Source organism: Ruegeria sp. H8, from assembly GCF_056532905.1.
The window spans coordinates 241,194-253,931 of record NZ_JBQFNY010000001.1 but is presented as its reverse complement, the minus strand read 5'-3'; the positions used below and the strand labels follow the sequence as shown (position 1 = coordinate 253,931).

General features: G+C 58.4%; 12 protein-coding genes. 7 read left to right on the top strand and 5 right to left on the bottom strand.

Going from position 1 to position 12,738, the window contains the following annotated elements; translation table 11 throughout:
- Positions 1-22: 22 nt before the first annotated feature.
- Positions 23-1,366, top strand: a complete 1,344-nt coding sequence (gene dddP / locus ACR0A2_RS01135; protein WP_257598956.1) for a dimethylsulfonioproprionate lyase DddP — start codon at positions 23-25, stop codon at positions 1,364-1,366.
- A 10-nt stretch (positions 1,367-1,376) separates the two neighbouring features.
- Here dddP and ACR0A2_RS01130 read toward each other — a convergent pair whose 3' ends face one another.
- Complete coding sequence (locus ACR0A2_RS01130) at positions 1,377-1,571, bottom strand: hypothetical protein (RefSeq protein ID WP_152458349.1); 195 nt, start codon at positions 1,569-1,571, stop codon at positions 1,377-1,379.
- A gap of 274 nt (positions 1,572-1,845) precedes the next feature.
- Between ACR0A2_RS01130 and ACR0A2_RS01125 the strand changes: the two genes are divergently transcribed.
- Positions 1,846-3,060, top strand: a complete 1,215-nt coding sequence (locus ACR0A2_RS01125; RefSeq protein ID WP_480833809.1) for a bifunctional alpha/beta hydrolase/OsmC family protein — start codon at positions 1,846-1,848, stop codon at positions 3,058-3,060.
- 30 nt (positions 3,061-3,090) lie between these two features.
- On the opposite strand, the gene ACR0A2_RS01120 is transcribed toward ACR0A2_RS01125, so the two are convergent.
- From ACR0A2_RS01120 to ACR0A2_RS01110, 3 genes are all read right to left on the bottom strand, one after another.
- Positions 3,091-3,411 (bottom strand): hypothetical protein, encoded by a 321-nt coding sequence (locus tag ACR0A2_RS01120; protein ID WP_480833808.1) that lies wholly within the window; start codon positions 3,409-3,411, stop codon positions 3,091-3,093.
- A 10-nt stretch (positions 3,412-3,421) separates the two neighbouring features.
- Complete coding sequence (locus tag ACR0A2_RS01115) at positions 3,422-3,982, bottom strand: hypothetical protein (protein ID WP_224853013.1); 561 nt, start codon at positions 3,980-3,982, stop codon at positions 3,422-3,424.
- A 174-nt stretch (positions 3,983-4,156) separates the two neighbouring features.
- Positions 4,157-4,489, bottom strand: coding sequence for a hypothetical protein (locus tag ACR0A2_RS01110; protein WP_171639267.1), 333 nt, complete (start codon positions 4,487-4,489; stop codon positions 4,157-4,159).
- 88 nt (positions 4,490-4,577) lie between these two features.
- Here ACR0A2_RS01110 and purB point away from each other — a divergent pair, with 88 nt between their 5' ends.
- The 4 genes from purB (at position 4,578) to ACR0A2_RS01090 (ending at position 9,031) form a co-directional block, all read left to right on the top strand.
- Positions 4,578-5,882, top strand: a complete 1,305-nt coding sequence (gene purB / locus ACR0A2_RS01105; protein ID WP_480833806.1) for an adenylosuccinate lyase — start codon at positions 4,578-4,580, stop codon at positions 5,880-5,882.
- A gap of 374 nt (positions 5,883-6,256) precedes the next feature.
- Positions 6,257-6,799: a tetratricopeptide repeat protein gene (locus ACR0A2_RS01100; RefSeq protein WP_480833805.1), complete on the top strand. Its 543-nt coding sequence runs from the start codon at positions 6,257-6,259 to the stop codon at positions 6,797-6,799.
- A 96-nt stretch (positions 6,800-6,895) separates the two neighbouring features.
- Positions 6,896-7,969, top strand: coding sequence for a flagellar motor switch protein FliG (locus ACR0A2_RS01095; RefSeq protein ID WP_480834447.1), 1,074 nt, complete (start codon positions 6,896-6,898; stop codon positions 7,967-7,969).
- A gap of 138 nt (positions 7,970-8,107) precedes the next feature.
- Positions 8,108-9,031 (top strand): lysophospholipid acyltransferase family protein, encoded by a 924-nt coding sequence (locus tag ACR0A2_RS01090; protein WP_480833804.1) that lies wholly within the window; start codon positions 8,108-8,110, stop codon positions 9,029-9,031.
- Here the strand turns inward: ACR0A2_RS01090 and ACR0A2_RS01085 are convergent, their stop codons facing one another.
- Complete coding sequence (locus ACR0A2_RS01085; RefSeq protein WP_480833803.1) at positions 9,032-9,733, bottom strand: DUF1223 domain-containing protein; 702 nt, start codon at positions 9,731-9,733, stop codon at positions 9,032-9,034.
- Between the two features lie 223 nt (positions 9,734-9,956).
- Here ACR0A2_RS01085 and acnA point away from each other — a divergent pair, with 223 nt between their 5' ends.
- Positions 9,957-12,647, top strand: a complete 2,691-nt coding sequence (gene acnA, locus ACR0A2_RS01080) for an aconitate hydratase AcnA (protein WP_171725548.1) — start codon at positions 9,957-9,959, stop codon at positions 12,645-12,647.
- The last annotated feature ends 91 nt before the right edge of the window (positions 12,648-12,738 follow it).

Genomic DNA, 12,738 nt, shown 5'->3' with positions numbered 1-12,738 from the left:
GGAACAAGCAATGAGGCCAGCCATGAACCAGCACTACCGAGACACGCGCAAGATTGACCCCAGCCGTGGCACGACATTGGGCGATGGTACGCCAAACGAAAATGACAGGATCGAGATTGGGCCGACGCAGCTTGCGTTTGACGAGTGGGCCGCTGCGGGGCTGGAACTTCCCAATCTGGCACGGATGCGGGAACACCGCTGGAAGCGGCTGACACAGGCCATCGTGGACCGCGGCTATGGCGGTTTGCTGATTTTCGACCCGCTGAATATCCGCTATGCCACCGACAGCACGAATATGCAGCTGTGGAACACCCACAATCCGTTTCGGGCGGTTCTGCTGTGTGCGGATGGCTATATGGTGATCTGGGATTACAAGAACTCTCCCTTTCTCAGCACCTTCAACCCGCTTGTGCGCGAGCAGCGCTCGGGCGCTGACCTGTTTTACTTCGACCGGGGCGACAAGGTTGACGTTGCCGCAGATGTGTTCTCGAACGAAGTACGCGTGCTGATCGAAGAACACGGCGGCGGCAACATGCGCCTGGCCGTCGACAAGATCATGCTGCACGGGTTGCGCGCGCTCGAGGCGCAGGGGTTCGACATCATGGAAGGCGAAGAACTGACCGAGAAGACCCGCGCCATCAAAGGGCCTGACGAAATCCTGGCCATGCGCTGCGCCAGCCATGCCTGCGAAACTGCGGTTGCCGAAATGGAACGGTTTGCCCGTGCCAATGTCGGCGACGGCAAGACCTCGGAAGATGATATCTGGGCTGTTCTTCACGCCGAAAACATCAGGCGTGGCGGTGAGTGGATCGAAACCCGCCTGCTGGCTTCGGGCCAGCGGACCAACCCGTGGTTTCAGGAATGCGGCCCGCGCATCACCCAGCAGAACGAGATCATCTCGTTCGACACCGACCTGATCGGTTCTTACGGGATTTGCATCGATATTTCCCGCAGTTGGTGGATTGGCGATCAGAAGCCACGCGAGGACATGATCTATGCCATGCAACACGCCCATGAACACATCATGACCAATATGGAGATGCTCAAGCCCGGCGTGATGATCCCCGAACTGACCGCAAATTCCCACCGGCTGGACGAGAATTTCCAGGCGCAGAAATATGGCTGCCTGATGCACGGCGTCGGCCTTTGCGATGAATGGCCGCTGGTTGCTTATCCGGACAAGGCGGTTGAAGGGGCCTACGATTATCCGCTGGAACCCGGAATGGTCTTGTGTGTCGAAGCCTGCGTGGGCGAAGTGGGTGGCGATTTCAGCATCAAGCTGGAGGATCAGGTTCTCATAACCGAAGACGGATATGAAAACCTGACGAAATACCCCTTCGATGCCCGGTTGATGGGGCTCGAGTGAGGCCGGCGCCTCATTCTGACCAATGAGACCGGCGCACGTTGCCGTGCCAGTCTTCGACAGTTGGACTTACCTGAGCCTGCGGCCCGCTGAAAACTGCGGGCCGGGATTGCCCGACGGCAAAACCCACGAGGCCAGCCAGAACAATCGCCATGACTGTACCGGGAAGTATCTTTGGAAGGTGTGCGGCAGCGTCTGCATGTGCCATCTGCGTCTCCTTTATCAATTGCTGTAGGCCGTAGATGGGCCTGATTGCGACATAAGTGAAACGAATGTTTGTTCGGTTTTGCATCACACACATTGATGGAGCGCCAAACACCCCCAATTAGCGGCCACGCCTGTCACCGCCCGTGGCATCTTTCGGATTGCAAGACGCTCGCTTGGTTCTCACCTTCCCGTGACGCGTTTGACATAAGGGTTGTGACCCGGCGGGCTTGACCACAGTATTGGGGATGTTTCCCCGAACCGTTCAAGGAGCCGACATGCCCACGGAACGCATCACTTTTGCCGGACATGACGGCAGCCAATTGGCCGCGCGGCTGGATTTGCCGGATGGTCCGGTCCTTGCGACGGCCCTGTTTGCCCATTGCTTCACCTGTTCCAAGGACATACCTGCGGCCCGGCGCATTTCGGCCCGCCTGGCGGCCATGGGAATTGCAGTGCTTCGGTTCGACTTTACCGGCCTGGGTCATTCCGAAGGAGAATTCGCCAACACGACTTTCACGTCGAATGTCGAGGACCTGATCTCGGCCGCGCAATATCTGGCCGGACGAAACATGGCCCCTGCCCTTCTGATCGGTCACTCGCTTGGCGGTGCGGCGGTTTTGCGGGCGCGTGCCGGAATTCCGACGGTCAAGGCCGTGGTCACCTTGGGCGCACCGGCGGATCCCGGCCACGTGTCCCATCATTTCGAGGATGCCCTGCCCCAGATCGAACAGGAGGGCAGCGCCGAGGTCACCTTGGGCGGGCGCCCGTTTCGAATTGGCAAAGCGTTCGTGGATGACATTGCGGGATCGGCCCTGTCTGCCTCGATCGCTGATCTCAAGGCCGCTTTGCTGATCCTGCACGCTCCTCGGGACGAAACGGTCAGTATCGACAACGCAAGCACCATCTTTCTGGCTGCAAAGCACCCAAAAAGCTTCGTCACCCTCGACGAAGCCGATCACCTGATCACACGGGCGTCTGATGCTGAATATGCCGCGGATGTCATCTCGGCTTGGGTCTCGCGCTATCTGAAACTTTGCCCACCCGCGCCGCCCCCGGGTGCGCCGGAAGGTGTCGTTCGCGTGACAGAGGCGGATCCGAATGGCTTCATGCAGGATATTCAGGCCGGCCCGCACCATCATGCGGTTGCAGATGAGCCTGCCTCTTACGGCGGCACGGATAAGGGCATGTCGCCTTATGGCTTTGTCTCATCCGGCCTCGGCGCCTGCACGTCCATGACGATAAGGATGTACGCGCGCCGCAAAAAATGGCCGCTGACCAGTGTCAGCGTCGATGTCTGCCATGACAAAGTTCATGCTCAGGATGCCGGTTTGGCAAATGAGGGTAAAGTGGATCAGTTCCGCCGCAAAATCCGCCTGAACGGCCCGCTTGATCAGGAACAAAAACAGCGCCTGCTGGAAATCGCAGACAAATGCCCGGTTCACCGGACACTTGAAGGCTCGGCGCATATCACGACCGAACTTCTTACCTGAGAAAAGGCCGCCGGACAGGCGGCCTTTTAATTATCTGCGGCGTGGTGCCGGGCGATGTATTGGTGGCCGCGCGGCAGGTGGCCGGGCCACAGGGGGCCGCGGCCGCGCAGGCGGTTTGGCAACCGGTGGATTCGGACGCTCGGGACGCACGGGCCGATCAGGTCGATCTGGGCGGTCGATATCAACATTCACATCGACATCGCGATAGTAGTCGTTCCACAGCATCGAGTCATAGAACGGGTCATACCCGTATCCGACGCCGACCGTTACGCCGTCACAGGCCGACAACGTCAAAGTCGCGGCCCCCAGCCCGAATGCAAGGGAAATCCGTTTGATCAGTCCAATGCGCATCTTGCCCCCCTCACAGAAGCGACCGGAACGACGCGAAAACGGCGTTCAAATCTTCGGCGAAATCCGGGTCTGCCCCGTCCCGCAGGATGGCAACAGCTATGGCGACACGGTTGCGCGGCAAGTCAATGACAGTGGCCGTGAAGTTCACCCCCTTGCCATCCCGGCGCCCTGTCCCCCGAAACACCCGGGCAGGCAACCCGCCGATACGGGTGTCGCTGGTGCTGGTAAGGGTCGGGTCTTTGACCAGAAATTTGTCGATGTCCTGCAAGTAGCGGACCCCATCCTGAATGGTTGCAACCCCTGAAGGTGAAACAAACCCCATCCAGACGTTGTCGTCCGTTACGGGGCGCAGCCCCATGACCCGAGCCACCGCACGCGGATCATCCAACCCGGTGTCTTCGATCTCACGCGGGCCGCCAGTGCGCAGCACCCAGAAATCGGGCACGTCGAACCGAAACAGGGCGCGACCATCCTCGGTATAAGTCACCGGAGTGTCGGCCAGTGCTGTTCCTGCCCCACCCAGCCAGACAGCGGCGCAAGCGGCAAGAATTGGAGATGATAATAAACGCATATCTCAATAACCTGATGATTTCTTCGCCCTCAGCTTGACCGCTGAAAGCGCGACTTGTCCAGCACTGCGTTGCAAAGACCCAGGAAAACCGCGTTCAGGTGTTTCCCTTCCCCGCACATGTCGTCTGGCTCTTGCAAGCATCACGCCCCAGTTTTTCATACAAATACATGAGTTCTATTTCGCATAGACCCCGACGGTCTGGCCGCCCGCATCATCAACGAAACGGATCGCGTCCCCTTTTCGCCAGACGTCGTAGCAGGCCCACAAATCGGCAGGTGGCCATGTCGAGCAGTATTGATCCCCTCTCACCGCCCAGCGCCCGACACTGGGCCCGCCCGAAAAATACTGCGTGGTCATGCTGGCTTCGAAAACCTGCCAAACACCCGAGCCGTATTCCAGCTTCTTGCCCGCCAAGGCTGACAGGATTTCCTCTCCGGGCAGTTTCTGGAAGTCTCCGGCCGTCAAAACACCCGGCCAAAGGGCGAAAATCAGGGCAAACCGTCTCATACCTGCTCTCACATCTTGTTCCCTTGCGCACAGGCGGCTAAACCCCGCGCCAACGCCTCATCCCAATCACATAAAGGTGCTGCCGCCAATGATTCCCCGTTATTCCCGCCCTGACATGGTTGCCATCTGGTCGCCCGAAACGAAGTTTCGCATCTGGTACGAAATCGAGGCGCATGCCTGCGATGCCATGGCCGATCTGGGCGTGATCCCGCGCGAGAATGCAGAAGCCGTTTGGAAAGCCAAGAACGTGGAATTCGACGTCGCCCGCATCGACGAAATCGAAGCCGTCACCAAGCATGACGTCATCGCATTCCTGACCCATCTCGCCGAACATGTCGGCAGTGAAGAGGCCCGGTTCGTGCACCAGGGCATGACCAGTTCGGACGTGTTGGACACCTGCTTCAACGTCCAGCTGACGCGTGCGGCCGACCTTCTGATCGCCGATCTCGAAGGGCTTTTGGCAGCGCTCAAGCGCCGTGCGTTTGAACACAAGGACACCGTTCGCATCGGCCGCAGCCACGGTATCCACGCAGAGCCCACCACAATGGGCCTGACCTTTGCCCGGTTCTATGCCGAGATGGACCGCAACCTGTCCCGTATGCGTGACGCCCGTGCGGAAATCGCAACTGGGGCCATCAGCGGCGCCGTCGGAACATTTGCCAATATCGATCCCGCCGTCGAGGAACATGTCTGTGACAAACTGGGCCTTGTGCCCGAACCGATCAGCACCCAAGTGATCCCGCGTGATCGCCATGCGGCCTTCTTTGCGACGCTTGGCGTCATCGCCAGCAGCATCGAAAACATCGCCATCGAAATCCGCCACATGCAGCGGACCGAGGTTTTGGAGGGCGCAGAATTCTTCTCGATGGGCCAGAAAGGCTCGTCTGCCATGCCGCACAAGAAAAACCCGGTACTGACCGAGAACCTGACCGGGCTGGCCCGCATGGTACGCGCGGCAGTGATCCCGGCAATGGAGAATGTCGCGCTCTGGCATGAACGCGACATCTCGCATTCCTCGGTCGAGCGCATGATCGGACCAGATGCCACGATTACACTGGATTTTGCGCTGGCCCGTCTGACCGGTGTGATCGACAAGATGCTGATCTTCCCCGAAAACATGCTGGAAAACATGAACAAATTTCCCGGTCTTGTCATGAGCCAGCGTGTTCTTCTGGCTCTGACCCAGGCAGGGGTCAGCCGTGAGGACGCCTATGCCATGGTCCAGCGCAACGCGCTGAAGGTTTGGGAACACCGCACCGATTTCAAACAGGAACTGCTGGCGGACGCCGATGTAACTGCCGCGCTCAGCCCCGAAGAAATCGAAGAGAAATTCGACCTCGGCTATCACACCAAACACGTTGATACGATCTTCGCCCGGGTATTCGGCGAATAACGTAGGTCTCGACGCCGCCTTCCCACGGCCCGGTCTGCATTTCACAGGCCGGGCCTTGTTTTTTGCCAGACCGCCCGAAATCGGTTATTCTGTGGATGTTTTTTTGGGGAGAGGCACCATGATCCGTACCGTTCTTTGCTCGCTTGCACTTGTTTGCGTGGCATCTTCCGGCCTTGCATGCAGCGGGCATTCCAAACAGACGCAATCCTGCGCACCCGGCACAACCTGGGACACTGAAACGCAAAGCTGCGCGAAATCGGTCAACAGCTGACGAATTTCTGTCCGACTTGTGAATAAAAGCAACCGTTCCACTGTTAGCTTTTTTGTAGATCGCACTATGATTTTGTGAGCAGCCCCGAGAACGGAGTAAGAATATGCGCCTTTTGTTAGCTTCAGCCCTCGCTTTGCAGGCCTTCGCCTTTGCCCCGGTGGTCCACGCCGCAGGCGGCGACAGCAGCAGCCCGCCGAAACCGACGAATACGACCAAGAAATGTTTGTTCGGTCGGGTCTATGACGAAGCCAGAGGCCGGTGCGTCAAACCCAACAAAACCAACCTGTCGGAAGATCAGCTTTACGACGCCGTCCGCGAACTGGCCTATGACGGGCAATACGGGCACGCGCAGGATATCCTGCGGATCATGGATCAGGACGACGACCGTGTGCTGACTTATTGGGGCTTTACCTACCGCAAGATGGGCGAGCTAGAGCTGGCGAACGTCTTTTACCAGAATGCCATCAATGCCAATCCCAACAATCTTCTGGCGCGCAGCTATATGGCGCAAGGCTTTGTAACCGAAGGAAAAACCGATCTGGCAATCGAGCAGTGGCGTGAGATCAAGGCCCGCGGCGGCGAAGGGACCTGGGCCGAGACGTCTCTGCGCGAGGCCATCCGGACGGGGTTGACCTACAGCTACTGAGCTTCAGGGTTATTTAACCCGACTCCCGTTAATCTGCCCGTGGTTCGGAAAATTTGGCACTACGGGCAGATGCAGGACACAAACGCTTTGATACAAATGGCAAATGGGGGGTCTGCCCCACTTGCCGCGGGGGATGAACACGCGCCGCAAGTCGTTCCGCGCACATTGACCGGTCGGCAAAAAGCGGCCGTTGTCGTGCGCCTTCTGTTGAACGAGGGCGCAGATATTCCACTTGAGGAATTGCCTGACAACCTGCAAGAGACATTGACCCATCAACTTGGGCAAATGGGCCTTGTGGATCGTATAACCCTGGGCGCAGTGGCCCGGGAATTCAGCGACGCTCTGGACAATGTCGGGCTTGCTTTTCCACATGGGCTTGCAGGTGCATTGGATGCGATGAACGGAAAGATCGCACCATCGACGGCCGCGCGCCTGCGCAAGCTTGCCGGGGTGCGCCAGATCGGCGATCCATGGCAACGCCTGCGTGACGTGCCCGTTGAGGATCTTGCCAAAATGGCCCAGGCGGAAAGCACCGAGGTGGCGGCCGTCATGCTTTCAAAGATGGATACCGCACAGGCGGCGCAGATGCTGGCCCATATGCCGGGCCCGGTTGCGCGGCGCATTACCTATGCCATCTCGAAAACAACAAATGTCACCCCCGAAGCGGTCGAACGTATTGGCTGGTCGCTGGCCGCGCAACTGGACCAGCGGCCTGCTCAGGCTTTCGACAATGGTCCCGACGCACGCGTGGGCGCGATCCTGAACCAGTCGGCGGCCGCAACACGCGGCGACTTGCTGAACGCATTGGACGAGGACGACGCCGAATTTGCGGATCTGGTACGCCAGTCGATCTTTACCTTTGCCCATATCCCAAGCCGTATCGCGGCCCGCGATGTTCCCGCCATCCTGCGTGAAGTGGAACAGCCGGTTCTTGTCACCGCATTGGCAGGTGCCGCCGCGGATGATGACAAGGCTTCCGTTGAATTCATTCTGTCAAACATATCGTCCCGCATGGCCGACAATCTGCGCGAGGAAATGGCCGAACGTGGGCGCGTCAAACAATCGGAAGCCGAAGATGCCATGACACAGGTTGTGGCCGCCATTCGCGTTCTGGTCGATGCCAGTTCCATTGTTCTAATCGAAAACGATGACGAGGAAGATGCAGCCTGACCCCGCGAACCCACGGGTATTGCGCGATCCCGCCACCTGCTGCGGGTTCAGGTTTTCCGCCCGTCTGGGCGCTTGAGCTTGCAGGCATCGGGCTGTATGTCTTCCTCAGCAATTCGCAACACGCGGTGAGACACCTCCATGCCCGTTGAAAAGTCGGAGCTCAGCCGGTTTGAGCTTGGGAAATACTATGTCGCCAACCTGTTTCTTCAGGGGGTCATCCGCGTTATGCGCATGCTTCCCTATGAGCGGCGTATTGCAACGATGGGGGCCATCGTGCGGTTTCTGGCACCTGTCGTCGGGTTTCGCAAACGTGTTCGTCGGAATCTGAAGCTGACTTGCCCGGACTTGCCTGAAGCCGAAGTCAGGCAGATCTGCCGCGATGTGCCGGACAATGCCGGTCGTGCGATCATGGAGCATTTTTCACCGGAAGACTTTATCGAACGACAGAGCAAGGCCAAGATTTCTGGGCCAGGTATCGCTGCATTTGACGCGGCTATTGCCGAAGGGCGACCGGTCATGATGATTACGGCGCATTTCGGTCACTACCTTGCAGCGCGTATCGCCTTGCAGACATACAGCGGTCAGCCCATCGGCTGCCTGTATCGGCGGATGGCCAACCCGTATTTCAACGACGCTTATGTCGAAGCCTTCTACAAGACAGGCGCCCCGATGTTCGAACAGGGGCGGCGCGGTATGGTCGAGATGGTACGCTCGTTGAAAAAGGGCGGGATTATTGCCATCGTTTCAGATCTTCACGCAATGGGCGGTGAAGAATTGATGTTCTTCGGTAAACCCGCCGTGACATCCGTGCTGAACGCCGAGTTGGCCATCAAATACAATGCCGAGCTGATTCCGTGTTACGCGGTGCGTCAGCCCAACGGTATCGATTTTGAGATCGTTCTGCACGAACCGGTTCCGCACACGGACCCTAAAACCATGACCCAGTTCACCAATGACGATCTGGAAAAGATGGTGCGGCAGCATATGGGGCAATGGTTCTGGATTCACCGTCGCTGGAAACATTGGAACGGGTTGGGCATCAAACCGGAAGAAATGCCCTGATCACTTGACCCGGGTGGCGGCAAGAATCGGCCCTTCCCCGGCCCTTTGAACCAGAACGACTGCCGGCAGGTCCAAACCAAGCTGAACCGTGAATGATTGCGGTGCAGTTCCATCCCATTGCCCTGCAATCTGCCAGGCCTCAACGACATTGGCATAGTCCAGCTCGTGCCCGGCCAGCTCTCCACGACGGATCGAAGCGTGACGCAGGGGAGAATACTGAACCACATGCACGTCATAGGTATCGCCTTTCGGCAACTCGACGGGCGTCACATCCACTGTCACTTCATCGGCTGAGCGCACGGCCGTCACAAGCGCTTCGGGCGCTGCTTTCAGATGCGCTTCGATCAATCGATCAAGTTCACGGGATTGCGCCCCGACGATGTCGTGCTGCCCGTTGATCACCATCTGCGGGGTATAGATCATGGAACGCCCCCCCTCGCGGGCATAAGCCCGCTGCCGAAGCGTATGATCGGGGTTCGCATATTCGTCCTTCCACCCGATATAGTCCCAGTAGTCGACATGCAAAGCCAGCCCTATGACGTCGTCGCGCTTGGCCAAATCGTGCATGATCCGATCCGCCGGCGGGCAGGATGAACACCCCTGAGACGTGAACAGCTCGACCACAACCGCGTCTTCCTCGGCCGCGACCTGTACCGCCACAAGGCAGGAAAACACGGTGGTCAAGGCAATGGATCTGAACATGTGAACTCTCGGGTTGGGCGGTTGGATCTCAGGGATAGCTGCTTTGACACTCAACAGCCAATCAAGGTTTCTTGAGGCTTTGATACATTCCCTCCGCGAAAAGTGTACAATAGTATACAAAATTGCCTCTCATTGCGTGTTCAGCCTTGAACACGGGGGCTTGGTGATGCAGATAACACTCAGCAAATCCTAATATCCAAGTCATTTGAGAGGGAGGCCACAGATGCCCATCAAAGTCGGACAGGATACCGCCAAAACGCGCCGCAGCCTGAGCGTGAATGGTAAATCCATTTCCTATTATTCGATCCCCGCCGCGCAAGAGGCCGGTCTGGGCGATTTCTCGAAACTGCCTGCCGCACTCAAGGTGGTGCTGGAAAACATGTTGCGGTTCGAGGATGCCGGGTTCTCGGTCTCGGTCGATGACATCAAGGCCTTTGCCGAATGGGGGGCCAACGGTGGCAAAAACCCTCGTGAAATCGCCTATCGCCCTGCCCGCGTACTGATGCAGGATTTCACCGGCGTTCCTGCCGTTGTGGATCTGGCTGCGATGCGTGATGGCATCAAGGCGTTGGGCGGCGACGCGCAAAAGATCAACCCGCTGAACCCGGTCGATCTGGTCATCGACCATTCGGTCATGATCGACGAGTTCGGCAACCCGCGTGCGTTCCAGATGAATGTGGACCGTGAATATGAACGCAACATGGAACGGTACCAGTTCCTGAAATGGGGTCAGGGTGCATTCAACAACTTCCGCGTTGTTCCCCCCGGCACAGGTATCTGCCACCAGGTGAACCTTGAATATCTGGCCCAGACCGTCTGGACCGACACCGATCAGAACGGTGAAGAAGTCGCCTATCCCGACACGCTGGTCGGCACCGACAGCCACACCACCATGGTCAACGGCATGGCCGTGCTGGGCTGGGGTGTCGGCGGGATCGAGGCCGAGGCCGCGATGCTGGGTCAGCCGATTTCGATGCTGATCCCCGAGGTCGTGGGCTTTGAGCTGACCGGTGATCTGGTCGAAGGCACCACCGGCACCGACCTGGTTCTGAAGGTCGTGGAAATGCTGCGGGAAAAAGGCGTTGTCGGCAAGTTCGTCGAATTCTACGGCGAAGGCCTGGATCGTCTGCCGCTGGCCGACCGTGCGACCATAGCCAACATGGCCCCGGAATACGGCGCGACATGCGGCTTTTTCCCGATTGACGGCGAAACGCTGCGCTACATGCGCAACACCGGCCGCGACGAGGATCGCATCGCGCTGGTTGAAGCCTACGCCAAGGAAAACGGTTTCTGGCGCGATGAAAACTATGCGCCGATCTACACCGATACCCTGTCGCTGGATATGGGCACGATTGTTCCAGCAATCTCGGGGCCCAAACGCCCGCAGGATTATGTTGCGCTGACTGACGCCAAGGCCGCTTTCGCCAAGGAAATGGCCGAGACCTTCAAGCGCCCGATGGGCAAACAGGTCGAGGTCAAAGGCGAAAACTATGGCATGGAATCGGGTAAGGTCGTGATCGCCTCGATCACGTCCTGCACCAACACGTCGAACCCTTACGTGATGATCGGAGCGGGCCTCGTGGCGCGCAAGGCAGCCGCGCTGGGGCTGGATCGCAAGCCTTGGGTCAAAACCTCACTGGCACCGGGGTCGCAGGTTGTGTCCGCTTACCTCGAGGCCGCAGGCCTTCAAGAGGATCTGGACAAGATCGGCTTCAACCTTGTCGGATACGGCTGCACCACATGTATCGGCAACTCGGGGCCGATCCAGAAAGAAATCTCGGAGGCCATTGCGGAAGGCGATCTGGTCGCCACTTCGGTCTTGTCCGGCAACCGCAACTTCGAAGGCCGCATCTCGCCTGACGTGCGCGCAAACTATCTGGCTTCACCGCCTCTGGTCGTCGTGTACGCCCTGGCGGGCACCATGGACATCGACCTGACGTCCGAACCGATCGGTCAGGACAAGGACGGCAACGACGTCTATATGAAAGACCTCTGGCCGACGCAGCAGGAGGTCGCGGAACTGGTCGAACAGACCGTCACGCGCGAAGCGTTCCAATCGAAATACGCCGACGTCTTCAAAGGGGACGAGAAATGGCAGTCGGTCGAAACCACCGATGCGGAAACCTATGACTGGCCGCCGACATCGACCTATATCCAGAACCCGCCCTATTTCCAGGGCATGGGCCCCGAACCGGGCACGATTTCCAACATCGAAGGCGCCAAGGTTCTGGCCATTCTGGGTGACATGGTCACGACCGACCACATCTCGCCCGCGGGGTCATTCGCGACGACCTCGCCCGCAGGCCAGTACCTGATCGAACGTCAGGTTCAGCCGCGTGAATTCAATTCATATGGTTCACGCCGCGGCAACCACGAGGTGATGATGCGCGGCACTTTCGCCAACATCCGCATCAAGAACGAAATGCTGGACGGCGTCGAAGGCGGTTACACCAAAGGCCCGGACGGTGAACAGACGTCAATTTATGACGCCTCGATGGCCTATCAGGCGAACGGCACCCCGCTGGTGGTATTCGGTGGCGAGCAATATGGCGCAGGCTCAAGCCGCGACTGGGCGGCCAAGGGCACGGCGCTGCTGGGCGTCAAGGCCGTAATCGCCGAAAGCTTTGAGCGTATCCACCGTTCGAACCTTGTTGGCATGGGGGTCATTCCGTTCGAGTTTACAGGTGGCGACACCCGCAAAACCCTGGGGCTGAAAGGGGATGAAACCGTTTCGATTCACGGGCTGGATACGATCGAGCCGCTTCAGGAAGTCCCCTGCACGATCGTTTATGGAGATGGAACCGAAAAGACCATCACCCTGAAATGCCGCATCGATACCGCCCCCGAGATTGAATACATCGAAAACGGTGGCGTGTTGCATTACGTCCTGCGCAATCTTGCGAAGGCATCATAACCGATAGCAAAGCGTGCAATTCAAACCCCCGGCCACCCGCCGGGGGTTTTTTGTATTCTGGTCATTTATTCGAAAACCTGAAACTGTTGGG

What these genes read in the sequence shown, in the direction of transcription:
- ACR0A2_RS01095 (WP_480834447.1), top strand. Translation starts at nt 6,896, where the DNA reads ATGGCAAATGGGGGGTCTGCCCCACTTGCCGCGGGGGATGAACACGCG.
- ACR0A2_RS01100 (WP_480833805.1), top strand. Translation starts at nt 6,257, where the DNA reads ATGCGCCTTTTGTTAGCTTCAGCCCTCGCTTTGCAGGCCTTCGCCTTT.
- dddP (WP_257598956.1), top strand. Translation starts at nt 23, where the DNA reads ATGAACCAGCACTACCGAGACACGCGCAAGATTGACCCCAGCCGTGGC.
- purB (WP_480833806.1), top strand. Translation starts at nt 4,578, where the DNA reads ATGATTCCCCGTTATTCCCGCCCTGACATGGTTGCCATCTGGTCGCCC.
- ACR0A2_RS01115 (WP_224853013.1), bottom strand. Translation starts at nt 3,982, where the DNA reads ATGCGTTTATTATCATCTCCAATTCTTGCCGCTTGCGCCGCTGTCTGG.
- ACR0A2_RS01085 (WP_480833803.1), bottom strand. Translation starts at nt 9,733, where the DNA reads ATGTTCAGATCCATTGCCTTGACCACCGTGTTTTCCTGCCTTGTGGCG.
- ACR0A2_RS01125 (WP_480833809.1), top strand. Translation starts at nt 1,846, where the DNA reads ATGCCCACGGAACGCATCACTTTTGCCGGACATGACGGCAGCCAATTG.
- ACR0A2_RS01130 (WP_152458349.1), bottom strand. Translation starts at nt 1,571, where the DNA reads ATGGCACATGCAGACGCTGCCGCACACCTTCCAAAGATACTTCCCGGT.
- ACR0A2_RS01090 (WP_480833804.1), top strand. Translation starts at nt 8,108, where the DNA reads ATGCCCGTTGAAAAGTCGGAGCTCAGCCGGTTTGAGCTTGGGAAATAC.
- ACR0A2_RS01120 (WP_480833808.1), bottom strand. Translation starts at nt 3,411, where the DNA reads ATGCGCATTGGACTGATCAAACGGATTTCCCTTGCATTCGGGCTGGGG.
- acnA (WP_171725548.1), top strand. Translation starts at nt 9,957, where the DNA reads ATGCCCATCAAAGTCGGACAGGATACCGCCAAAACGCGCCGCAGCCTG.
- ACR0A2_RS01110 (WP_171639267.1), bottom strand. Translation starts at nt 4,489, where the DNA reads ATGAGACGGTTTGCCCTGATTTTCGCCCTTTGGCCGGGTGTTTTGACG.